The sequence below is a fragment of the Klenkia taihuensis genome (assembly GCF_900112525.1).
Taxonomy (GTDB): Bacteria; Actinomycetota; Actinomycetes; order Mycobacteriales; family Geodermatophilaceae; genus Klenkia; species Klenkia taihuensis.
This window is the reverse complement of record NZ_FOMD01000007.1, coordinates 81,212-103,669: the sequence shown is the minus strand read 5'-3', so window position 1 is coordinate 103,669 and position 22,458 is coordinate 81,212. Positions and strand designations below refer to the sequence as shown.

At 74.2% G+C, this 22,458-nt stretch carries 21 protein-coding genes; 11 read left to right on the top strand and 10 right to left on the bottom strand.

Annotation, left to right across the window (positions count from 1 at the left end):
* Positions 1-30 precede the first annotated feature (30 nt).
* Entirely contained in the window at positions 31-879 is an 849-nt protein-coding gene (locus BM158_RS21095; RefSeq protein ID WP_091564315.1) for a PspA/IM30 family protein, read from the top strand.
* A 53-nt stretch (positions 880-932) separates the two neighbouring features.
* Here BM158_RS21095 and BM158_RS21090 read toward each other — a convergent pair whose 3' ends face one another.
* Positions 933-1,784 (bottom strand): DNA-formamidopyrimidine glycosylase family protein, encoded by an 852-nt coding sequence (locus BM158_RS21090; protein ID WP_091564313.1) that lies wholly within the window; start codon positions 1,782-1,784, stop codon positions 933-935.
* 95 nt (positions 1,785-1,879) lie between these two features.
* Here BM158_RS21090 and BM158_RS21085 point away from each other — a divergent pair, with 95 nt between their 5' ends.
* Both BM158_RS21085 and BM158_RS21080 read left to right on the top strand, forming a co-directional pair.
* On the top strand, positions 1,880-2,449 hold the full coding sequence (locus tag BM158_RS21085) for an antibiotic biosynthesis monooxygenase (RefSeq protein ID WP_091564310.1): 570 nt from the start codon (positions 1,880-1,882) through the stop codon (positions 2,447-2,449).
* A 39-nt stretch (positions 2,450-2,488) separates the two neighbouring features.
* Entirely contained in the window at positions 2,489-3,052 is a 564-nt protein-coding gene (locus BM158_RS21080; RefSeq protein ID WP_091564307.1) for an antibiotic biosynthesis monooxygenase, read from the top strand.
* A 16-nt stretch (positions 3,053-3,068) separates the two neighbouring features.
* Here the strand turns inward: BM158_RS21080 and BM158_RS21075 are convergent, their stop codons facing one another.
* Complete coding sequence (locus BM158_RS21075; protein WP_091564305.1) at positions 3,069-7,685, bottom strand: ATP-dependent helicase; 4,617 nt, start codon at positions 7,683-7,685, stop codon at positions 3,069-3,071.
* A 77-nt stretch (positions 7,686-7,762) separates the two neighbouring features.
* Here BM158_RS21075 and BM158_RS21070 point away from each other — a divergent pair, with 77 nt between their 5' ends.
* Positions 7,763-8,908: an acyl-CoA dehydrogenase family protein gene (locus BM158_RS21070; RefSeq protein ID WP_091564303.1), complete on the top strand. Its 1,146-nt coding sequence runs from the start codon at positions 7,763-7,765 to the stop codon at positions 8,906-8,908.
* A gap of 28 nt (positions 8,909-8,936) precedes the next feature.
* Entirely contained in the window at positions 8,937-9,620 is a 684-nt protein-coding gene (locus BM158_RS21065) for a maleylpyruvate isomerase family mycothiol-dependent enzyme (RefSeq protein WP_091564400.1), read from the top strand.
* Here BM158_RS21065 and BM158_RS21605 read toward each other — a convergent pair.
* A complete protein-coding gene (locus tag BM158_RS21605) occupies positions 9,601-9,702 on the bottom strand; it encodes an LPXTG cell wall anchor domain-containing protein (RefSeq protein WP_131802099.1) in 102 nt (33 codons plus the stop codon). The two genes, BM158_RS21065 and BM158_RS21605, sit on opposite strands and share 20 nt — an antisense overlap.
* A gap of 33 nt (positions 9,703-9,735) precedes the next feature.
* Between BM158_RS21605 and BM158_RS21060 the strand changes: the two genes are divergently transcribed.
* A complete protein-coding gene (locus BM158_RS21060; RefSeq protein ID WP_091564300.1) occupies positions 9,736-9,930 on the top strand; it encodes a DUF3046 domain-containing protein in 195 nt (64 codons plus the stop codon).
* 19 nt (positions 9,931-9,949) lie between these two features.
* On the opposite strand, the gene BM158_RS21055 is transcribed toward BM158_RS21060, so the two are convergent.
* Positions 9,950-10,810 carry an NAD(P)H-binding protein gene (locus tag BM158_RS21055; protein WP_091564297.1) on the bottom strand — a complete coding sequence of 287 codons (861 nt, stop codon included), beginning with the start codon at positions 10,808-10,810 and terminating at the stop codon, positions 9,950-9,952.
* A gap of 63 nt (positions 10,811-10,873) precedes the next feature.
* On the opposite strand from BM158_RS21055, the gene BM158_RS21050 reads away from it, so the two are divergent.
* The 3 genes from BM158_RS21050 to BM158_RS21040 all read left to right on the top strand — a co-directional run bounded on the left by BM158_RS21050 (position 10,874) and on the right by BM158_RS21040 (position 13,944).
* On the top strand, positions 10,874-11,281 hold the full coding sequence (locus BM158_RS21050; protein WP_091564295.1) for a winged helix-turn-helix transcriptional regulator: 408 nt from the start codon (positions 10,874-10,876) through the stop codon (positions 11,279-11,281).
* A 186-nt stretch (positions 11,282-11,467) separates the two neighbouring features.
* Entirely contained in the window at positions 11,468-12,502 is a 1,035-nt protein-coding gene (gene recA / locus BM158_RS21045; RefSeq protein ID WP_091069006.1) for a recombinase RecA, read from the top strand.
* 11 nt (positions 12,503-12,513) lie between these two features.
* Entirely contained in the window at positions 12,514-13,944 is a 1,431-nt protein-coding gene (locus BM158_RS21040; RefSeq protein ID WP_229827908.1) for a regulatory protein RecX, read from the top strand.
* Positions 13,945-13,977: 33 nt separating this feature from the next.
* Here BM158_RS21040 and BM158_RS21035 read toward each other — a convergent pair whose 3' ends face one another.
* From BM158_RS21035 to BM158_RS21015, 5 genes are all read right to left on the bottom strand, one after another.
* Positions 13,978-14,412, bottom strand: a complete 435-nt coding sequence (locus tag BM158_RS21035) for a hypothetical protein (RefSeq protein WP_091564293.1) — start codon at positions 14,410-14,412, stop codon at positions 13,978-13,980.
* A 68-nt stretch (positions 14,413-14,480) separates the two neighbouring features.
* Positions 14,481-15,374, bottom strand: a complete 894-nt coding sequence (locus tag BM158_RS21030) for an amino acid ABC transporter permease (protein ID WP_091564291.1) — start codon at positions 15,372-15,374, stop codon at positions 14,481-14,483.
* Positions 15,371-16,018: an amino acid ABC transporter permease gene (locus tag BM158_RS21025; protein WP_091564289.1), complete on the bottom strand. Its 648-nt coding sequence runs from the start codon at positions 16,016-16,018 to the stop codon at positions 15,371-15,373. Before BM158_RS21025 ends, BM158_RS21030 begins: the two co-directional genes overlap by 4 nt.
* Before the next feature lie 83 nt (positions 16,019-16,101).
* Positions 16,102-16,992 (bottom strand): glutamate ABC transporter substrate-binding protein, encoded by an 891-nt coding sequence (locus BM158_RS21020; RefSeq protein ID WP_091564287.1) that lies wholly within the window; start codon positions 16,990-16,992, stop codon positions 16,102-16,104.
* Between the two features lie 30 nt (positions 16,993-17,022).
* Positions 17,023-17,778, bottom strand: a complete 756-nt coding sequence (locus tag BM158_RS21015; RefSeq protein ID WP_229827909.1) for an amino acid ABC transporter ATP-binding protein — start codon at positions 17,776-17,778, stop codon at positions 17,023-17,025.
* A gap of 150 nt (positions 17,779-17,928) precedes the next feature.
* Between BM158_RS21015 and miaB the strand changes: the two genes are divergently transcribed.
* Positions 17,929-19,410 carry a tRNA (N6-isopentenyl adenosine(37)-C2)-methylthiotransferase MiaB gene (gene miaB, locus BM158_RS21010; protein WP_091564284.1) on the top strand — a complete coding sequence of 494 codons (1,482 nt, stop codon included), beginning with the start codon at positions 17,929-17,931 and terminating at the stop codon, positions 19,408-19,410.
* A gap of 82 nt (positions 19,411-19,492) precedes the next feature.
* Positions 19,493-20,656: a DUF4192 domain-containing protein gene (locus tag BM158_RS21005; RefSeq protein ID WP_091564282.1), complete on the top strand. Its 1,164-nt coding sequence runs from the start codon at positions 19,493-19,495 to the stop codon at positions 20,654-20,656.
* Between the two features lie 47 nt (positions 20,657-20,703).
* Here the strand turns inward: BM158_RS21005 and BM158_RS21000 are convergent, their stop codons facing one another.
* Positions 20,704-22,443: a DUF349 domain-containing protein gene (locus tag BM158_RS21000; RefSeq protein WP_242657499.1), complete on the bottom strand. Its 1,740-nt coding sequence runs from the start codon at positions 22,441-22,443 to the stop codon at positions 20,704-20,706.
* Positions 22,444-22,458 lie beyond the last annotated feature (15 nt).

Sequence of the window (22,458 nt, the reverse complement as noted above, 5' to 3'; positions counted from 1 at the left end):
CCGTGGACGTGCACCCGACCAGGAGGAAGCATGCCCAACCCGTTCGTGAAGCTCTGGAAGTACCTGACGGCGTCGGCGAACGCGCAGATCGACGAGCGCGCCGACCCCAAGATCCAGATCCAGCAGGCGATCGAGGGTGAGCAGCAGCGGCACCAGTCGCTGGCCAACCAGGCCGCCGCCGTGCTGGGCAACCAGCGCCAGCTGGAGATGCGGCTCAACCGCCAGCTCGGCGAGGTCGAGCAGCTGCAGTCCTCCGCGCAGCAGGCCCTCGCGCTGGCCGACCAGACCCGGGCGTCGGACCCGGCCAAGGCCGCCGAGTACGAGCAGGCCGCGCAGGCGTTCGCCACGCAGCTCGTCAGTGCCGAGCAGTCCATGGAGGACCTCAAGCGCAGCCACGACGAGGCGCTGCAGGCGGCCGAGCAGGCCAAGGGTGCCGTCGAGCAGAGCCGCATGCGGCTGCAGACGATCCTGGCCGAGCGCACCAAGCTGCTCTCGCAGCTGGAGCAGGCCAAGATGCAGGAGCAGGTCTCGGCCTCGCTCAAGCAGGTCAACGAGCTGTCCGCGCCGGGCAACACCCCGAGCCTGGGCGAGGTCCGGGACAAGATCGAGCGTCGCTACGCCAACGCCCTCGGCCAGGCCGAGCTGGCGCAGAACTCGGTCGAGGGCCGGATGATGGAGGTGCAGAAGGCCACCCTGGACGTGGCCGGTGCCTCGCGGCTGGCGCAGATCCGGGCCGGCATGTCCGGCGGGGCGGCCGGTGGCCAGCAGGCGGTGACCGGCGGGTCGCAGCCGGCCGGGGCGATCGAGCAGGGTGCGCCCCAGGTGCAGCCCGTGCAGCAGCACACCGAGCAGCCGGCTGAGCGGCCGCACCAGCAGTAACCGCGACGCCTCGACGACGCCCCCCGCGCACCCTGCGCGGGGGGCGTCGTCGTTCAGTACCGGGCCCGCCGCGCCGGGGTGCCGGGCAGGCCGGTGCGGGCGTGCGGGTCGACCGGCACCGGGGTGGCCTGGCAGGACGGGCACCACCAGGTCACCCGCTCCTGCAGGTCCGGTCCCTGGTCGCCGAGCTGGATCGGGGTGCGGCACCGGCGACAGGGCCGGCCCTTGCGCCCGGCCACCCAGTGGTCCTGGCCGCGGCGGGTGTCGCCGGTGGTGCTCTGCTCGGGCCGCTCGCGGTTGGCCAGCATCAGCGTGCGGGCCCGCTCCACCAGCGCCGGCAGGTCGGGCACGTCGGCCACCCGCGCCCACGGGTTGACCCCGCAGAGGAACAAGGACTCCACCTTGTAGAGGTTCCCGGGACCGGCCAGGTTGCGCTGGTCGAGGATGGCGACGCCGATCTGCTCGTCCGGCCGGGCCCGCAGCCGGCGGAGCGCCTCGTCCAGGTCCCAGCCCGGGCCGAGGACGTCGGGGCCGAGGTGGCCGACGAGCTGGTCCTCCTGCGCCGTGGGCACCATCGCCATGTCGTGCAGCCGGTAGCCGACGCACTCCCACTCCTCGGTGGCGAGCACCGCGCGGATGCTGTGGCCGGGGCCGCCCCGCCACCGGCTGCCGGGGCGGTAGATGTGCCAGCTGCCGTCCATCCGGTAGTGCGTGCGCAGGGTGCGGCCGTCGGCCAGCCGGATGAGCATGTGCTTGCCGCGGGGGACCACCTCGGCGACGACGGCGCCGGCCAGGTCGACCGCGGCCAGCTGGGGCACGCGCAGCTCGCCGCGGCGCAGGGTCGCGCCGTGCAGGGCAGTGTCCATCCGCTTCGCCGCCAGCCAGACGGTGTCGCCCTCGGGCATGCCTCCATCGTCCCTGGTGGTCGGGGCCGGTGCCCGCGGTGTGAGTCCGCCGACAGCCGGAAGACATCGGGGTCTCTCAGTGCTGAGGTATCTCCGTGAGCACGAGTTTCCGCGACAACACCGTCGCCCCCCAGCCGGTCACGGTGACCGCCGCCCGGGTGGTGCGCCCCGACCGCCGCGAGGCGTTCGAGCAGTGGGCCCGCGACGTGCAGGCGCTGGCCGCCACGTTCCCGGGGCACCTGGGCTCCTCGACGCTGCGCCCGGGTGCCGGCAGCGACGAGTACCACCTGGTCTACCGCTTCGCCGACGCCGACTCCCTGGCCGGCTGGGAGCGCTCGCCCGAGCGGGCCGAGCTGGTGGCGCGGCTGGGTGACCTGGTGGAGGACGAGCGCTTCGCCGTGGTGGAGGGCCTCGAGGGGTTCTTCGGCCGGCCGGCGTCCGCCCCGCCGGTGCCCACCTGGCGGGTCGTGCTGCTGACCGTGCTCGGCGTCTTCCTGCTCACCAGCAGCTTCCACGCACTGGTGCAGCCCCTGGTGGCCGCGTGGCCGTGGCCGGCGCAGCTGCTGCTGTCGGCTGTGGTGGTGGTCAGCGGGCTGAGGTTCGTGGTGATGCCGATCCTGACCCGGGTCTTCGCCCGCTGGCTGCGTCCGGGCTCACGCCGCTGACCCCTCGCCGCCGGGCCGCCCGCGGAGCATCCTGACCGCGTGCCGCCCCGCCGCCCACCCGTCCCGGACACCGAACCGGTCACGGTGACCGCGGCCCGGCTGGTCCGGCCCGACCAGGTCGCGGCCTTCGAGGCCTGGGCGGAAGGGATCATGGCGCTGGCCGCCACCTTCCCGGGCCACCTGGGCTCCACCCTGCTGCGGCCGGGCGCCGGCAGCTCGGAGTACCACCTGGTCTACCGGTTCCACGACCGCGAGGCCCTCGCCGCCTGGGAGCGGTCGCCGCAGCGGCACGACGCGCTGGGCCGGGCCGGCGGCATGGTCGACAGCTCCCGCTACAGCCGGGTGACCGGTCTGGAGAGCTTCTTCACCGCTCCCGACCGCGCCGACGGGCCCTCGCGTGCCAGGCTGACCGTGCTGACGGTGGCGGTGGTGTTCGTGCTGCAGCTGGCGGTGCAGGCGCTGGTCGCGCCGTGGGTGTCGCACTGGCCGCTGGTTCTGCGGGCGTTGTTCTACGCGGTCACCCTGGTGCTGGTCCTGGGGTACGTCTGCATGCCGGTGCTGACCCGCCGGCTCGCCCGCTGGCTGCGCCCCCGCCGCCGCTGATCGACATGTCGACGTGTCACCCCCGCAGCCGCAGCCCCCGGGGGGTGGCGCTGAACCCGGCGGCCTGCAGCGCCGCGGACAGCGGGGTGGACTCGTGCACCGAGGCGCCGTCGGCCTTCTGCACCGTCATCCGGCCCAGCGCGCCCGCGGCTGCGGCGTTGGACAGCGCGGTGGCCGCCTCCTTGAGCGCGACCTCGTCCTCGGTCCAGGACAGCAGCGTCTTGCCGCCCCGCTCGACGTAGAGCACCAGCTCGCCGTCGACCAGCACGACCAGCGCACCGGCCTTGCGACCGGCGCGGTGCCCGGTGGCGCCGCGCTTCTTCGTCGGGCCCGCCTCCTCGCCCAGGTCGACGGCCTCCTCGGCGGGCTCGGCGCCGGGCCGCTCGGGCCAGGGCAGCGCGGCGCCGTAGACGTTGGCCGGGTCGGTGGCGGCCAGCACCACGGCCGGGGTGGGTGTGCGGTCGGGGCTGGCGAAGCTGCGCAGGCGGTCGATCGAGCCGGGCGTGCCGAACTGGGCGGCGCCGAGGGTCTCCACGAAGTAGCCGCGGCGGGCCCGGCCGTTCTCCTCGTAGGCGCGCAGGATCGGGTACACCGCGGAGAACCCGCCGAGCACCTGCTCGGCCATCACCGCGCCGCGGGTGAGCACGCCGTGCCGCTCCAGCAGGGACTCGGTGCGGGCGTTGTTCCGCTTGGTGGAGTTGGTCTCCAGCTCCGGCAGCGCGGACCACCGGCCGGCCACCATGGGCGGCCCGGTGCGGCTGGGCATCGCCGGGCGCCCCACCCGGGTGCGGCCGTAGCGGGTGCGGTCGAGGCGGGCCCGGGGCGCCGGTGCCGCCTTCTTGTGCGCGCCGCCGCCGGCCAGCCGGGCGCGCAGCGGGGCCAGGGTGTCGTTGGTCAGCCGGCCGGACCAGACCAGGTCCCAGATGGTCTCGGCGAAGGCCTGGTCGTCGGTGGACCCCACGAGGTCGGACAGGCCGCGGAAGAACAGCGCGCGGCCACCGGCGAGCTCCTCCAGGACCTGCTGGGCCACCCCGCCCTCGTCCTGGGCCCCCAGCGGCGGGTCGGGCAGGAGCAGCGGGGCGAGGTCGGCCGGGACCAGGGTGATCCAGCCGTCGCCGCCGGCCAGCCCGCCGGCGCCGGCCCACAGCACCTCGCCGGCGCTGGTCAGCTCGTCGAGCATGCCCGGCTGGTAGCCCTGCACCCGGGAGGGCAGCACCAGCGTCTCCAGCGCGGACGCGGGCACCAGGGCCCCGGCCAGCTGCTCGACCACGGCCAGCACGCCGTCCACCCCGCGCATCCGGCTGCCGACCGACTGCCAGGACGGGGTGTACCGGGCCAGCGTCGTGGTGGGGACCGGCTCGACCTCCTGCCGCAGCTTGGCCAGCGACCGGCGGCGGATGGAGCGGAGCACGTCGGCGTCGCACCACTCCTGCCCGACGCCACCGGGCCGGAACTCGCCGGTGACGACCCGGCCGGCCGCGACCAGCCGTGCGACGGTGGTGGTCACCACCGCGACGCCCAGGCCGAGCCGGTCAGCGGCCTCGCTGGGCACGAAGGGGCCGTGCGTGCGGGCGTACCGGCCGACCAGGTCACCGAGCGGGTCGGCGACCGGCTCGGTGAAGACCTCGGGCACGCCGACGGGCAGCGCGGTGCCCAGCGCGTCGCGCAGCCGGCCGGCGTCCTCGATGGCCACGTAGCGGTCCTGGCCGGCGACGCGGACCTGCAGTGCCCGCCGGGAGGCGACCAGCTCGTCGAGCCACTCCTGCGGCACGCCGCGGGCGGCGGCCTCGGCGGGGGCCAGGTCGCCGACCACCCGCAGCAGGTCGGCGGCGCCGTCGACGTCGCGGGGGTGCCGGTCGGCGGGCAGCCGCTGCAGCTCGGCCTCGATCTCGCCCAGCGCGTCGCCGTCGAGCAGCTCGCGCAGCTCGGAGCGGCCCAGCAGCTCGGCCAGCAGACCGGTGTCCAGGGCGAGGGCCTGGGCGCGGCGCTCGGCCAGCGGGGCGTCGCCCTCGTAGATGAACTGGCCGACGTAGCCGAACAGCAGCGACTGCGCGAAGGGCGAGGCGGTCGGGGTCTGCACGTCGGCCACCCGCACCCGACGGGACCGGACGTCGCTCATGAGCTCGACCAGGCCGGGCACGTCGTAGACGTCCTGCAGCACCTCCCGGACCGCCTCGAGGGTGATCGGGAAGCCGGAGAACTCGCTGGCCACGCTGAGCAGCTGCGCGGCGCGCTGGCGCTGCTGCCACAGCGGGGTGCGCCGGCGCGGGTCGCGGCGGGGGAGCAGCAGGGCGCGGGCGGCGCACTCGCGGAACCGGCTGGCGAACAGCGCGGAGTTGCCGACCTCGGCGGTGACCTCCCGCTCGACGTCGTCGGGGTCGAGGATCGCCAGGTCGGCCTCGGGCGGTTCGCCGGTGGTGTCGGGCAGCCGCAGCACGATGCCGTCGTCGGCGTGCATGGAGGCGACGTCCACGCCGTACCGCTCGCGCAGCCGGGCGGCCAGCACCAGCGCCCAGGGCGCGTTGACCTGGGCGCCGAAGGGGGAGTGCACGACCAGCCGCCAGTCGCCCAGCTCGTCGCGGAACCGCTCGACCAGCAGCGTGCGGTCGTCGGGCAGGTGGCCGGTCGCGGCCTTCTGCTCGGCGAGGTAGGCCTGCAGGTTCGCCGCGCCCCACTCGTCGAGACCGGCCGCGCGGGCGCGCTCCAGCCCGGCCTCGGACGTGGCACCGCCGACCTCCCGGAGGAAGGCGCCCAGCGCCCGGCCCAGCTCCAGTGGGCGGCCAAGGGTGTCGCCGTGCCAGAACGGCATCTTCCCGGGTTGGCCGGGGGCGGGCGTGACCAGCACGCGGTCGTGGGTGATCTCCTCGATCCGCCACGAGGAGGAACCCAGCAGGAAGACGTCGCCGACGCGGGACTCGTAGACCATCTCCTCGTCGAGCTCGCCGACCCGGCGGCCGCCGGTCTCGCCGCCGCCGGAGACGATGAAGACCCCGAACAGGCCGCGGTCGGGGATGGTGCCGCCGCTGGTGACGGCCAGGCGTTGCGCGCCCTGCCGGGCGGTGAGGGTGTCGGTGACCCGGTCCCAGGTCAGCCGGGGCCGCAACTCGGCGAAGGCGTCGGAGGGGTAGCGGCCGGCGAGCATGTCCAGCACCGCGTGCAGCGCGGAGTCCGGCAGCGAGGCGAAGGCGGCCGAGCGGCGCAGCACGCCGGCGACCTCGTCGACGGTCGTGGGCTCCTCGGCGACGATGGCCACGATCTGCTGGGCCAGCACGTCGAGCGGGTTGCGCAGGTACCGGATGGACTCGATCTGGCCGGCCTTCATCCGCTCGGCCACCACCGCGGACTGCACCAGGTCGCCGCGGAACTTCGGGAACAGCACGCCGCGGCTGACCGCGCCCACCTGGTGCCCGGCCCGGCCCACCCGCTGCAGGCCGGCCGCGACGTTGGGCGGGGACTCCACCTGCACCACGAGGTCGACCGCGCCCATGTCGATGCCCAGCTCCAGCGACGACGTGGCCACCACCGCGGGCAGCTGCCCGGACTTCAGGGCCTCCTCGACCACCGCGCGCTGCTCGCGGGACACCGACCCGTGGTGGGCGCTGGCCACCGGCTTGGCGTCGGCCGGCAGGCCCCCGCCGCCGCCGGCCTGGGCCATGAGCTGCGCGGCGTCGGCACCGGCCGGCACGGTCTCCCCGGTGGCCCGCTCGTAGGCGAGCTCGTTGAGCCGGCTGGTCAGCCGCTCGGCCAGCCGGCGGGAGTTGGCGAAGACGATGGTGGAGCGGTGCGCCTCGATGAGGTCGAGCACGCGCTCCTCGACGGCCGGCCAGATCGAGGACCGGGGCTGCGAGCCCGACGCCGACCCCTCCAGCTCGCCGGTGGGCTGGCCCAGGGTGGACATGTCCTCGACCGGGACGACGACCGAGAGGTCCCACTTCTTCTGCGACGGCGGGGCGACCACCTGCACCGGCCGGCCGCCGGCCAGGAAGGTGGACACCTCGTCGATGGGCCGGACGGTGGCCGACAGCCCGACCCGCTGCGCCGGCCGGTCCAGCAGCATGTCGAGCCGGTCGAGGGAGACCGCCAGGTGTGCCCCCCGCTTGCTGCCGCAGACGGCGTGCACCTCGTCGACGATCACCGTCTCGACGCCGCGCAGCGCCTCCCGCGCCTGGCTGGTGAGCAGCAGGAACAGCGACTCCGGTGTGGTGATGAGGATGTCGGTGGGCCGGCGGGCGAAGGCCCGCCGCTCGTCGGCGGGGGTGTCGCCGGACCGGGTGGAGACGCTGATCTCCGGGCGGGGCAGGCCCAGCCGGGCAGCCGCCTGGCCGATGCCGGCCAGCGGCGCCCGCAGGTTGCGCTCGACGTCGACGGCCAGCGCCTTGAGCGGGGACACGTAGAGCACCCGGCAGCGCTTCTGCTCGTCCTCGGGCGGGGTGCTGGCCAGCCGGTCGAGCGACCACAGGAACGCGGCCAGAGTCTTGCCCGACCCGGTGGGGGCGACGACCAGGGCGTGCTCGCCGCTGCTGATCGCCGTCCAGGCGCCCTCCTGGGCAGGCGTCGGCGCGTCGAAGGCACCGGTGAACCAGGCCCGGGTGGGCTCGGTGAACCGGTCGATCGCGGACGGGGCTGCGGGCACGGGAGCAGTGTCCCCAGGGGGTACGACATTTACGCAGGGGCTAGGAACAGTCAGTGCTGTCTGCCACAGTCGGGAGCATGCGCTCCCACCTGTACGAGGCCGACCACGAGGACTTCCGCGCCAGCGTGCGCACGTTCGTGGAGAAGGAGATCGCACCCTTCCACGCCCAGTGGGAGAAGGACTCGATCGTGCCGCGGGAGCTGTGGACCGCTGGCGGCGAGCAGGGGTTCCTCGGCATCGACCAGGACGAGCAGTACGGCGGAGGGGGAGTGCGCGACTTCCGCTACCAGGCCGTGCTGGCCGAGGAGATGGCCCGGGTGGGCGCCTCCGGCGTCGGCTTCGGCCTGCACAACGACGTCGTCAGCCCCTACCTGCGCGACCTGGCGACCGAGGAGCAGAAGCAGCGCTGGGTGCCGGGCTTCTGCAGCGGCGAGACCATCACCGCCATCGCGATGACCGAGCCGGGCACCGGCAGCGACCTGCAGGGCATCACCACGACCGCCCGCCGCGACGGCGACGGGTGGGTGCTCAACGGCTCCAAGACCTTCATCACCAACGGCATCAACGCCGACCTGGTCATCGTGGTCGCCCGCACGAACCCCGACGCACCGGCGTCCAAGGGCACCAGCCTGCTCGTCGTCGAGCGCGGCATGGCCGGGTTCGAGCGCGGCCGCAACCTGGAGAAGGTGGGCCTGAAGGCGCAGGACACCGCCGAGCTGTTCTTCACCGACGTCCGGGTCCCGGGGGAGAACCTCCTCGGCACCGTCGACCGCGGCTTCCTGCACCTGATGGAGAACCTGCCGCAGGAGCGGCTGAGCATCGCGATCGGCGCGGTCGCCGCCGTCGAGACGGTGCTGGCGCAGACCGTGGAGTACGTGACCAGCCGGACGGCGTTCGGCCGGCCGGTCGGCAGCTTCCAGAACAGCCGGTTCGTCCTCGCCGAGCTGCAGACCGAGGCCACCGTCGCGCGGGTGTTCGTCGACGAGTGCATCCGGCAGCTGGACGCCGGCACGCTCACCGCCGTCGACGCCGCGCAGGCCAAGTGGTGGTGCTCGGACCTGCAGAACCGGGTCGCCGACAGGTGCCTGCAGCTGCACGGCGGCTACGGCTACATGGACGAGTACCCGGTCTCCAAGGCCTGGCGCGACGCCCGGGTGCAGAGCATCTACGGCGGCACGAACGAGATCATGAAGGAGATCATCGGGCGGTCGATGGGGTTGTGAGCGACCGGTCCGGGGGATGCACCCGGGCATGCAGCTGACCGACGCCGAGGCGATCGAGGAGTGGACCCGGGCGCAGGCCCGGGTCATCGAGCTGGTCGAGGGCATCCCGGCCGCCGAGGCCGCGCTGCCGGTGCCGGCGTGCCCGGACTGGTCGGTCCGCGACCTGCTCGCGCACGTGGTGGGCTACTCGACCGACGCCCTGGCCGACCGCGAGGACGACGACCACGGCGCGGCGTGGACGCAGGCGCAGGTCGACGCGCGCGCGGGCCGGGGCATCGCCCCGCTGGTCGCCGAGTGGCGGGGCAACACCGGGCCGCTGCGGGCCTGGATGGCCGAGCACGGGGTCCGGCCGCTGAACGACGTCGTCATCCACGAGCAGGACCTCCGCGGCGCGCTCGGCGTGCCCGGCGCGCACGACACCCCCGCCCTGGCCGCGCTGCGTGACCGGTTCGCCGGCCGGGTCGCCGACGCCGTGGCCGAGGCGGGCTTGCCGCCGCTGCGGCTGGAGGGCGGTTCGTGGAGCCACGGGCCGGCCGACGCCGCCGTCGTCGTCCGCGCGTCGGGGTTCGACCTGGCGCGGGCGGTGACGGCCCGCCGGTCGGCCGGCCAGCTGCGGTCCTGGACCGTGCAGGGGGACGTCGAGCCCTACCTGGACTGCTTCGCCACCCTCGGGCCGTTGCCGGAGCGGGCACTCACCGACGGCGCCACATGAGCAGCAGCGAGACCGCGAGCAGGCAGGCGATCGCGACCTGGCCGATGGTGTCCCAGGTCGCCGAGCCGGTGCTGGGGATCATGGCGCCACGGTAGCCGCGGGTACCGTCGCCGGGGTGCGACTGCAGGAGTTCTGGGGCCGGGTGCGCGAGGAGTTCGGCGACGTCCGCGGCGAGGCCATCGCGCGCGACCACGTCTTCTCCGCCTTCGAGGGCCGCACCGCGGTGGGGGCGCTGGACGCCGGCGTCCCGGTGCGGACGGTGTGGCTGGCGATCTGCGAGGAGTTCGACGTCCCGGCGCAGGTCCGCTGACCCGCGCCGGGACGGTCGATCAGCTGCTGCCGAGGACCAGTGCGACGTGCTCGGCGAGGGTGCGGGTCGGCCGGCCGGTGAGGGCGGAGATGCCGCCCTGGCCCGCGTCGAGCTCGCCCGCCGCGATGTTGCCGTCGAGCGCGGCCACGAAGCCCGCCGTGCCCTCGTCCAGCCCCGCCCCGCGCAGTGCGGCGACGTGCTCGTCGGTGGACAGGTCGCGGTGGGTGACCTCGCGGCCGGCCTGCCGGCCGACCTCGGCGGCCAGGTCGGCCAGCGTGAAGGGGTCGTCGCCGCCCAGCTCGTGCACGGCCGGCTGCGGGTCGTCGGCGGTGAGGACGGCGACGGCGGCCGCGGCGAAGTCGGCGCGGGAGGCCGGCCAGGCACGCCCCTGCCCGGCGCTGCCGACGACCTCCCCGGTGGCGGCGGCCTGGCCGATCTGGGCGTCGTAGTTCTCCCAGTACCAGTTGTTGCGCAGCACGACGGCGGGCAGCCCGCTCGCGCGGATGACCTCCTCGGTGGCGGCGTGCTCGGGGGCGAGCACGAGCGTGGTCGCGTCGGCCTTCGGGGCCGAGGTGTAGACGAGCAGGCCGACGCCGGCGGCCTTCGCGGCCTCGACGACGTTGGTGTGCTGTGCGACCCGCTGGCCCACCTCGCTGCCCGAGACCAGCAGCAGCCGGTCGGTGCCGGCCAGGGCCTCCTCCAGGGAGGCGCGGTCGGTGTAGTCGGCGACGGCGACGCGGACGCCGCGGTCGGCCAGGTCACCCGCGCGGGCCGCGTCGCGGACCAGGGCGGTGACCTCGCCGGCGGGGACGCCGGAGTCGAGCAGGCCGGTGATGACGAGCCGGCCGAGCTGGCCGGTGGCTCCGGTGACGGTGATCATGCTTCCTCCTGGGATGGCACTAACTTCTGGTTAGTGCTTTCGCAGAGAACGTACACTCGGGGTGTGCACGAGCGCAGCGGGACCCCCGCCGGGGGACGGGACGACGTCGAGTCCCTGGCCGCCGACGTCTTCAGCCGGGCCTGCACCTCGCGCGAGGCCCTCGAGCACGTGACGGGGAAGTGGTCGCTGCTGGCGCTGTCGGCGCTGCAGGAGGCGCCGCACCGGTTCGGCGAGCTGCGGCGCCGGGTGGACGGCGTCAGCGAGAAGATGCTGTCGCAGAGCCTGCAGACCCTGGAGCGCGACGGCTGGGTGCACCGCGAGGTCCGGTCGACCATCCCGCCGCACGTGGAGTACCGCCTCACCCCGGCCGGGGCCGAGCTCGCCCCGAAGCTGCTGGCCCTGATCGGCTTCGTCGAGGACCGGCTGCCCGAGGTGCACGCCGCCCGCGACCGGCACGACGCCGCCCGCTGAGGCCCGTACCGAACTTCTCCGGGCGTGTTGCTGGCTTCGAACACGTGTTCGTCCTAGTGTTGCTGTCCACAGGCCCGGTCGGCATCCACAGATCCGGTCGGCCCCCCATTTCTGTCGGACCCCCGTCCTACCGTCGGCCCCGACGCAGACAGCGACGCACAGCGACGACCACAGAAGGTGGACACCATGGCAACCCTGGACCGCGACAAGGCCCTCGACATGGCCCTGGCCCAGATCGACAAGCAGTTCGGCAAGGGCTCGGTCATGCGGCTGGGCGACTCGCCGGAGGTGGCCATGAAGGTCATCCCCACCGGCTCGATCGCCCTCGACATCGCCCTCGGCGTGGGCGGGCTGCCCCGCGGCCGCATCGTCGAGGTCTACGGCCCGGAGGCCTCGGGCAAGACGACGGTCGCGCTGCACGCCGTGGCCAACGCACAGGCCGCCGGCGGCATCGTGGCCTTCATCGACGCCGAGCACGCCCTCGACCCGGAGTACGCCCGGGCCATCGGCGTCGACACCGACGCCCTGCTCATCAGCCAGCCCGACACCGGTGAGCAGGCGCTCGAGATCGCCGACATGCTGATCCGTTCCGGTGCCCTCGACCTCATCGTCATCGACTCGGTGGCCGCCCTGGTGCCCCGCGCCGAGATCGAGGGCGAGATGGGCGACAGCCACGTGGGTCTGCAGGCCCGCCTGATGAGCCAGGCGCTGCGCAAGATCACCGGTGCGCTGAGCAACTCCAACACCACCGCCATCTTCATCAACCAGCTGCGCGAGAAGGTCGGCGTGGTCTACGGCTCGCCGGAGGTCACCACCGGTGGCCGGGCGCTGAAGTTCTACTCCTCGGTCCGCCTCGACGTGCGCCGCATCGAGACCCTCAAGCAGGGCACCGACGCGGTCGGCAGCCGGGTCCGCGTGAAGATCGTGAAGAACAAGGTGGCCGCGCCGTTCAAGCAGGCCGAGCTCGACCTCATCTGGGGCACCGGGTTCAGCCGCGAGGGCGGGCTCATCGACATCGGTGTCGAGCAGGGCTTCGTCCGCAAGTCCGGCGCCTGGTACACCTACGACGGCGACCAGCTCGGCCAGGGCAAGGAGAACGCCCGCGGCTTCCTCCGTGACAACCCCGACCTCGCCGACGAGATCGAGAAGAAGATCAAGGAGAAGCTGGGCATCGGCCCGCGGCTCGACGCCCCGGTCGACGCCGTGCCGGCTGACTTCTGAGCCCAGCACCGATGACCGACATCGGTCACCCGCACGCCCCGGACGGTGACCCGGGTCCCGGCCTGGCCGCGGACCCGGGCGCCGACCCGCTGACCGGTCCCTCGGTCCCGCCGACCGCGGCCCCGGAGGTCGTCGACTTCGACCAGCTCGGCGAGCTGACCCCGGTGGGCGGCTCCGAGGTCGTCGACGTCGCCGACCTCGGCCCGGTCCCCGAGCCCGTCCACCCGCTGGACGGTCCGGCGACACGGGGAGGCGGCGGACCCGTGCCCGACCGGGACGTCGCGGCCCGCGGTCCGGCCGCGACGGACGCCATGGGCACCGAGGTGCTGGTGCCGTCCGAGGTCGACGTCGCCTCCGTGGACGACCGGGGTGCCCCGGCAGCCGGGGCCACCGAGGTGGTGGACCCGCGGTCCCTGACGGACCGGGGTTCACCGCGATCGCCCCGCGCCGCCGGCCGACGCCGGGCGACGGACGAGGCGGTCGGCGTCGACCCGGCCGACGACGGGGTGCGGCGGCGCCGGTCGTCCTTCGGCGACGACGGGTCGCGGTCCTTCGGCGGTCGTCGGCAGGGCGGGGCGAAGAAGAAGGCCCGCCGGGAGTGGGGGATCCAGCTCGACGCCGAGGTGGACGAGCCCGGGCCGGCGCCAGCGGGCGGCCCGGCCACCGGTGACGACGAGGACGGCTCGACGCCCGGGATCCGCGGCCGGCGGGCCGGGCGGCAGGGGCGCGCGGGGTCGGGCGGTCGCCGACGCGGCGCCGACGGCGAGCCGCCGCGGCAGTACGAGGACCCCGAGCGCGCCGCGAAGGACATCTGCCTGACCGCCCTCACCGGGACCGCCCGCAGCCGCAAGCAGCTGGCCGACCTGCTCGCCGCCCGGGACATCCCCGACGACGTGGCGGCCTCCGTGCTCGACCGGTTCACCGAGGTCGGCCTCGTCGACGACGCCGCGTTCGCCGACGCCTGGGTGCGCAGCCGCCAGTCCGGCCGCGGGCTCAGCCGGCGGGCCCTGGCGCACGAGCTGCGGGCCAACGGCGTGGACGCCGAGGTGGCCTCGGTGGCGCTGGAGGCGGTCGACCCGCAGGACGAGTGGGACACAGCCCGCGCGCTCGTGGCCCGCAAGGTGCCCGGGATGCGCCGGCTGGACACCGCGACCGCCACCCGGCGGCTCACCGCGATGCTCGGCCGCAAGGGTTACGGCGGCGGCCTCGCGGCGTGGGTGGTGCGCGAGGCGCTGGAGGCCGACGGCAAGGCAGAGGACGCCGCTGCCGAGGCCGACGACGCCCCGCCCGAGCTGCCCGACCCCGAACCGGCCGTGCGGCGGGGCCTGTGGTCCGGCCGCCCGCTGGACGAGCCGGAGGAGACGCCGGCGACCGAGGTGGGCGAGGGCCTCACCGCCGAGGGCTGGGCCCGCACCCGCCGCCCGGGGTCCCGCCTGCGCTGACACCCGCGTCCGTTCAGCACGGTCGTGCAGCGGTCAGGTCGACAGCCAGGCGGCGACGTCGACGGCGGTGCCGGCGGGGGAGTCCTCGTCGGGCACCAGCCACAGCGGTGACTCCGGTCGGCCCTCGGTCAGCCACTGCTGGATGGCCACGTCGAAGCCCGAGGTGCTGGTGGCCAGGGCCGCCGGGCCGGCCAGCCCGCCGCGGCGGGCGGGGCCCAGGAACGTCACGTCGGACTCCGCGCCGTCCTCCCAGCGCAGCACCACCCGGCAGCGCGAGCGCCGGTGGCGGGCCGGCGGCACCGCCTCCCGCACCACCGCGGACGTGGCGCCCGCGGCCGCGGCGAAGTGGTTCGCCGAGGACCGCAGACGGGTCACGAACAACTGCTCGGGGTCGGTGCCCACGAGGTGCAGCGCAGGGGTGCCCGGGGCGTCGTCGGGCTGGGCGGCGAAGGCGGCGGCGGTGTCCATGGTCCCGTCAGTCTCACCTGTCACAACCGACCGTGCGCGCAGCGGCACGCCGTGTTACCCGCGCGTGATCAGAGACCGGAGTTGTTGCCGGTGTTGATCGGCGCCGTCGGCAGCGCGGGTGCCGTGGCGCCCGCCGCCTTGGCCGACGACCGGGTCCGCTTCTCCACGAGCTTGGCCACCTGGGAGATCAGCACGTTGATCAGGATGTAGACGAGACCGGCGCCGACGTAGATCTGCAGCGTGTAGATGTTGCCGAAGTTGAAGTTCAGGAACTCGACCAGGCTCCGCGCCTGCCGGAGCAGCTCGAAGTAGCCGATGATGAACCCCAACGACGTGTCCTTCAGCAGGACCACGATCTGGGCGATCAGGACCGGCAGCATCCGCCGGGTGGCCTGGGGGAGCAGCACCAGCGTCATGACCTGCGACTTGCGCATGCCCAGCGCGAAGGCTGCCTCGCGCTGACCCTTGTCCACCGACAGGATCCCGGCGCGGAAGATCTCGGCCAGGACGGCCATGTTGTAGAGGGTCAGACCGAGTCCCAGCGCCGCGAACGCGCTCAGGTCGGGGCCGAAGGCCGGCAGCACGAAGTAGAGCGCGAAGATCACCACCAGCAGCGGGATCGCCCGGAAGAACTCGATGACGGTCGTGACCGGGATGCGCACCCAGCGGTGGTCGGAGAGCCGGCCGACGGCGAGCAGGACGCCCAGGACGGTCGCGGCCACCATGGCCACCGCGGCGACCTGGAGCGTGCGCACCAGCGCCTCGCCCAGTGCCTGGGGGACCCCCGAGTTCGGGTCGAAGAGGATGGCCCAGCGCGCCGGGTCGAGCTGGCCGTTGCCGTTGAGGCGCACCAGGACGAAGGCCACCAGGGCCAGCACCAGCAGCACGCCGACAGCGGTGCCGATGCGGATACGTGCCCTGGCCTTCGGGCCGGGGAGGTCGAACAGGACCGGAGCGCTCATCGCAGGATCGCCACCCGTCGCTCGAGCCGGTTGACCGCGTAGGCCATCGGCACCGTGATGATCATGTAGCCGATGACGACCGCGAGCAGCACCACCAGCAGGTCGCCGGCGTTGGCGTTCACCAGTCGAGGGAGGGTGGAGGACAGCTCGCTGACGGAGAACCCGGCCGCGATGGACGTGTTCTTCGCCATCGCGATGAACACGCTGCCCAGGGGCGGCACGACGGTGCGGAACGCCTGCGGCAGCACGACCTCCCGCAGGGACTGGCCGAAGCCCAGGCCCAACGCGCGGGCCGCCTCGGCCTGCCCGGGGCTCACGGAGTTGATGCCCGAACGGACGGCCTCCGCGACGAAGGCTGCGGTGTACATGCCGACCGCGATGACCGCCCCGGTGAAGAAGGAGACGACGGTGTCGATCTGCGGCAACCCGAAGATGACGAAGAAGAACACCACCGTGAGCGGGGTGTTGCGGAAGGTCTCCACGTAGAAGGTGGCCAGTCCGCGCAGCGGCGGGATCGGGCTGACCCGCATGGTGGCCAGGACGACGCCCAGGACGAGGGCCAGCACACCCGACAGCACGGTCAGCAGCAAGGTCTGCAGGAACGCGTCCCGGAGGATGTCGAAGTTGTCGATGAAGAACTGCACGGCGCCTCCTTCCGGGAGCGGTCAGGGCCGCACCCGCCGGCCCGGGCGGTGTGCCGGGCCGGCGGGTGCGGGACGGAGCTGGATCAGTACCGGTCGACCGACGGCGGCTCGGGGGCGGGCTCGCCGGTGATCTGGCCGGCGGTGGCGTCCCAGGCCGCGGCCCAGGACCCGTCCTCGAAGGACTCCTCGAGCACGTCGTTGACGAAGTCGCGGAACTCGGTGTCACCGAGGGTCAGCCCGATGCCGTAGGGCTCCTGGGTGAACGGGTTGCCGACCAGCTCGAAGCCGTCCGGGTTGCCCGCGACCAGACCGGTGAGGATGACGTTGTCGGTGGTGACCGCGTCGACCTGGCCGTTGGTGAGCGCGTCAGCGCACTTGGAGTAGACGTCGAAGAGCGTCAGGGTGGCCTCGGGGTAGTTGTCCCGGATGTTCTGGGCCGGCGTGGAGCCCTCGACGGAGCAGACGTTCTTGCCCGCGAGGTCGTCGGGGCCCTCGATGCCCTCGGGGTTGCCGGCGGCGACCATGATGTCCTGCCCGGCCTCGTAGTACGGACCGGCGAAGTCGACGAGCTGCTTGCGGGCGTCGTTGATCGTGTAGGTCGCGATGACCAGGTCGACCTGGCCGTTCTGGATGAAGGACTCCCGGTTGGCCGAGACGGTCTCGACGAACTCGATCTGGTCCTCCTCGATGCCCAGCTGCGCCGCGATGATCTTGCCGATCTCGACGTCGAAGCCCTCGGGCACGCCGCTGGGGTTGAGCAGGCCGAACCCGGGCTGGTCGTACTTGGTGCCGATCGTGATGGTGCCTGCCTCGGCGAGCTCGGCCATGGTCGTGCCGGCCTCGAACTCGACGTCCTGGGCGACCTCGGGCGCGTTGTCCGACTCCTGCGCGGCCTGGTTGCCCGCCTCGCTGGAGCAGCCGGCGAGCACGACGCCGAACGCAGCGGCGGCCGCTGCGTACTTGGTGAGACGCATGGGTCCTCTTCCTGTCGGTGGTGCGGTGGGTCAGTGGTTGAGGATCTTGGAGAGGAAGTCCTTGGCCCGGTCGCTGGTCGGGGCCGTGAAGAACGTCTCGGGGTCGCTGGACTCGACGATGCGGCCGGCGTCCATGAAGACGACGCGGTTGGCGGCCCGGCGGGCGAAGCCCATCTCGTGGGTGACCACGACCATCGTCATGCCGTCGCGGGCCAGCGAGGTCATCACCTCGAGGACCTCGTTGATCATCTCGGGGTCCAGCGCGGAGGTGGGCTCGTCGAAGAGCATCACCTTCGGGTCCATGGCCAGCGCGCGGGCGATGGCCACGCGCTGCTGCTGACCACCGGACAGCTGGGCGGGCACCTTGTCGGCCTGGTGCCCCACGCCGACCCGGTCCAGCAGCTCGCGGGCGCGCTTCTCCGCCTCCGCCTTGCCCTTCCCGCGGACCTTCACCGGCCCCAGCGTGACGTTCTCGAGGATCGTCTTGTGCGCGAAGAGGTTGAAGCTCTGGAACACCATGCCGACGTCGCTGCGCAGCGCGGCCAGTGCCTTGCCCTCCTCGGGCAGGGGCGTGCCGTCGATGGTGATGCGGCCCTGGTCGATGGACTCCAGCCGGTTGATCGTCCGGCACAGGGTGGACTTGCCCGACCCGGACGGCCCGATGACGACGACGACCTCGCCGCGGGCGATGGTCAGGTCGACGTCCTGCAGGACGTGCAGATCGCCGAACCACTTGTTGACACCCGACAGCTCGACGAGTGGTTCTCCGGTCGCAGCGCTGGTCACGGTCGTCGACCCTAGGGCTGTCGTGGTTCCGGAAACGCCCGCAGCCATCACGAAGCTGTAACGAAGCTGTGCGGGGGCCCGGAGTTCCCGGTGCCGGCAACGGATCGGTCACGATCCTGCCCCGCAGCGCGCCGTACCCTCGCTGACGTCATGACGAGCACAGCGACGAGCCCAGCGCACCGCACCTACCGGGTCCGCACCTACGGCTGCCAGATGAACGTGCACGACTCCGAGCGCCTGGCCGGGCTGCTGGAGGACGCCGGGTACTCCGCGGCCCCCGAGGGCACCGACGCCGACGTCGTCGTCCTCAACACCTGCGCCGTCCGGGAGAACGCCGACAACAAGCTCTACGGCAACCTCGGCCACCTGCGCCCGGTCAAGGACGCGCACCCGGGCATGCAGATCGCGGTCGGCGGCTGCCTGGCCCAGAAGGACCGCGCCTCCATCGTCGCCCGCGCGCCGTGGGTGGACGTCGTGTTCGGCACGCACAACGTCGGCTCGCTGCCGGCCCTGCTCGAGCGCGCCCGCCACAACGCCGAGGCCCAGGTCGAGATCAAGGAGGCCCTCGAGGTCTTCCCCAGCTCCCTGCCGGCCCGCCGCGACAGCGCCTACTCCGGCTGGGTCTCCATCAGCGTGGGGTGCAACAACACCTGCACGTTCTGCATCGTGCCCTCGCTGCGCGGCAAGGAGGCCGACCGCCGTCCCGGCGACGTGCTCGCCGAGGTGCAGGCCTTGGTCGAGCAGGGCGTGCTCGAGGTGACCCTGCTGGGCCAGAACGTCAACGCCTACGGCGCCGACCTCGGCGAGCGCGGCGCGTTCGCCGACCTGCTGCGCGCCACGGGCGCGGTCCAGGGCCTGGAGCGGGTGCGTTTCACCAGCCCGCACCCCCGCGACTTCACCGACGACGTCATCGCCGCGATGGGCGAGACCCCGGCGGTCTGCCACCAGCTGCACATGCCGCTGCAGAGCGGGTCGGACGACGTCCTCCGCCGGATGCGCCGCTCCTACCGGCGGGACCGCTACCTCGGCATCATCGACCGCGTCCGGGCCGCGATGCCCGACGCCGCGATCACCACGGACATCATCGTCGGGTTCCCCGGGGAGACCGAGCAGGACTTCCAGGACACCCTGGACGTCGTCGCGCAGGCCCGGTTCGCCAGCGCCTTCACCTTCCAGTACTCCAAGCGCCCCGGGACGCCGGCCGCCGAGATGGACGGTCAGCTGCCCAAGGAGGTCGTGCAGGAGCGCTACCTGCGGCTGACCGCGCTGCAGGAGGAGATCAGCTGGGCGGAGAACCGCGCACTGGTCGGCCGCACCGTCGAGCTGCTGATGGCCGCGGGGGAGGGCAGCAAGGACGCCGACCGCGGCCGGATGTCCGGCCGGGCCCGCGACGGCCGGCTGGTGCACGTGGCCGCGGTCCCCGGTGTCCGGCCCGGGGACGTCGTCGAGACGGTCGTCACCGACGCGAAACCGCACTTCCTGGTCGCCGACGGGCCGCTGCTGTCGCACCGCCGCACCCGGGCGGGGGACGCGAGCGAGGCCGGGATCCGGCCCACCACGCGCGGCGTCGGACTGGGCATGCCGGGCGTCGGCGTCCCCGCACCCCTACCACTCGCGCCCGCCTGCGGCTGACCGCCGTCCACATCCGGGGCGGCTGTCCACAGATCCCTCGGCACGCCTGTCGCGGCGCCCGCCCGCCGCGCACGCTGCCGGCATGTCGCGCCCCCGCCGTCCCCGCCGCCCAGCTGCACCGCGTCCGGTTCGTCGGCGCGAGCCGACCTCCGTCCTCCGCGCTGGCCCGGCCGAGTTCGCCGCCTCGCTCCCCGAGCTGCTCGGCTTCCCGCCGGTCGAGTCGCTGGTCCTGGTGTTCCTGGGCGGCCTCGGCCGCCCCGACCGGCGGCTGAGCCTGCATCTGCGCCTGGACCTGCTGCCCGCCGCGCACGACCTCGAGGTGGCCCGCCAGGTCGTCGCCCACCTGCAGCTGCTCCGACCGGCCGGTGCCCTGCTGTTCGTGGTCACCGAGGACCCCGACGTCCCGGTGTCGGCGATCCGTCCCGACCACCGTCGGCCGGCACGCCCCCGTGCCGACGCGGCCGTGCGGCCCACCGTGCCCGACCTCCCTCGGCGCGCCCTGGTCCACGCCCTGGTCCAGGAGTTGGAGGTCGCCGGCACCGCGACCGTCGACGCCCTCCTCGTCCGGGGCGGCAGATGGTGGAGCTACCCCGACGTCGTGCCGGCCACCGGCGCCGGGCCCGGGGTGCCGCTGGACGTCGCCGGCTCCCGCCTGACCGGCGTCGCCGCGCTGCACGGGGACGTCGTGGACGCCGACCGCGACGCCGTGGTCGCCCGTGCCTGGCCCACGACACCGGTGTCGGCCGAGCTGGAGCTGGCCTGCGCCCGGGTCGACGCGGAGTGGGACGTGCGGCGGCGCCGCGGCGGCGACGTCGGCGAGCTGGTCGAGGAGGGGTGGGCAGCCGTCCGGGCAGCGGTCGACGCCTACGTCCCCGGGAGCCGGGCGACGCCCACCGTCGAGGAGATCGCCCGGGTGGGTGTGGCGCTGGCCCTGGTGCCGGTGCGGGACCGCGCGCTGACGCTGGCGTCGGGGGAGGACAAGCACCTGGTGGCCGCCGTCGAGGCGATGGGGGCCGACCTCAACGCCCGGCTGCCCGACGACCTGGCCGCGGTGCCCGCCCTACTGCTCGGGTACACCGCCTGGCAGCGCGGGGCCGGCGTGCTGGCCGTCGCCGCGGTCGAGCGCTCGCTGTGCTGCCGGCCCACGTCGATGGGCGAGCTCCTGCTGCAGGCGATGCGGGCCGGCACCGAGCCCGCCGTCCTGCGGGCCGCGATGACCGGCCCCGAGCACGCCGACGCCGCGTGACCCGGGGAGGTCACGCGGCGTCGGGGCGGTGCCGGGTCAGCCGTGGCTCAGCGGCGGGAGCCGGCCTTCTCCGCGGCGGCGAGGAACTCCTGCCGGCTGGCCAGGTTGGCCTCGGCGTCGCTGATCCGCTTGGGGTCGCCGGCCGCCTTGGCCTTGGCCAGCTGGTCGGCGGCCTTCTCCGCCGCGGCGCGCAGCGAGGTGAGCATCGGGTTCTCGGCCACCGTCCGCGGGCGCGAGGAGTCGGCCGCGCCGCGGACCTTCTCCTCCACGGCCTGCATCCGGTCCTCCAGGGAGCGCATGACCTCGCGCGGCACGTGCCCGATGGCGTCGTAGCGCTCCTGGATCTTGCGCAGCGCGTTCTGGGCGCCGCGCAGGTCGCGGCTCGGGTCGATCTTCTCCGCCTCGGCGAGCAGGGCCTCCTTCTTCTCCTGGTTCGCCCTCTGCTCGGAGTTGCGGGCCTTGTCCGACTCCGACCGGGCGTTGAAGAAGACGTCCTGGGCGGCGCGGAACTTCTTCCACAGGTCGTCGTCGGTGTCCCGGCCGGTGCGCGGGACGGCCTTCCAGCGGTCCATCAGGCTCCGCATGGCCGCCGACGTCGGGCCCCACTCGGTGGACGTCGACAGCTTCTCGGCCTCGGCGATGAGCTCCTGCTTGGCCGCGCGGGACTCCCCGCGCTGGACGTCGAGGGCGGCGAAGTGCGAGCCCCGCCGGCGGCCGAAGGCGTCGCGGGCCGCGGCGAACCGGGTCCACAGCGCCTCGTCGGTCTTCCGGTCGATGCCCTTGATCGTCTTCCACTCCTCGACGATCGCCTTGAGCCGGTCGCCGGCGGCCTTCCACTGCGTGGACTCCGCGCCGATCGTCTCGGCCTCGGCGATGAGGGCCTCCTTGCGGGCGACCTGCTCGGCGCGCGCCTTGGCCTTCTCCGCGCGCGAGACCGCCGCAGCGGCCTCGGAGGCGTCGATGATCGTGCCCAGCCGCGAGGCCAGGGCGGGCAGGTCACCGACGACGTCGGCCGTGGGCACCTGCTCGGCCAGCGCCTGCGCCTTGGCGCGGATCTCGGCGGGGTTGCCGGTGTGCGCCCGCAGTCGGGCCTCCAGCAGCCCGACCTCGGTGGCCAGGTCGTCGTACCGGCGGCCGTAGTGGGCCAGGCCCTCGGCGGGCTCGCCGGCCTGCCAGGAGCCGACCTTGCGCTCCCCGCCGTCGGCGGTGCGCACGTAGACGGTGCCCTCCTCGTCGACCCGGCCCCACTGGGTGGGGTCGGAGGCGGGGGCAGCCGGCGCGGCCGGGGCCGCGGGGGCGGGGGCCGCCGGGGTGCTGCCGGTGGACGCCTCGGCCGGGTCGGCCCCGGCGACGGTGTCGTCGGCCCGCACCGGGGTGTCGGCGGCCTCGGCGACGGCGGCCTCGTCCGGCACGGTCACGGTGCCGGTCTCGTCGGCGGCCTCGGTGGAGCCGACGGCGCCGTCGGTCCCGGAGGCGCCCACGGCGTCGGTGGTGTCCGCCGTCTCGGACACGTCGAGCACGTCACCGGCGGCCGGCACGTCGGCCGCCGCGACCACCTCCGCGGTGGCCGGCACCTCCTCGGTGCCTCCCTCGCCCTCCGCCGGAGCGGCAGGCGGCTCGGTCGCGTCGACCGGCGCCGGGTCCGCGGCGGGCTCCGCCGGGGCGGCCTCCGCGGTGGGGTCGGCCAGGGCGGCGTCCTCGGGCTGGGGGGAGGCGGGCGTACCGGCCTCGGGGGTGACGGCGTCCGAACCGGCGACCTCGGTGGTCTCCTCCGGCTGCGGGGTCACGTCTGCGGTGTTCTC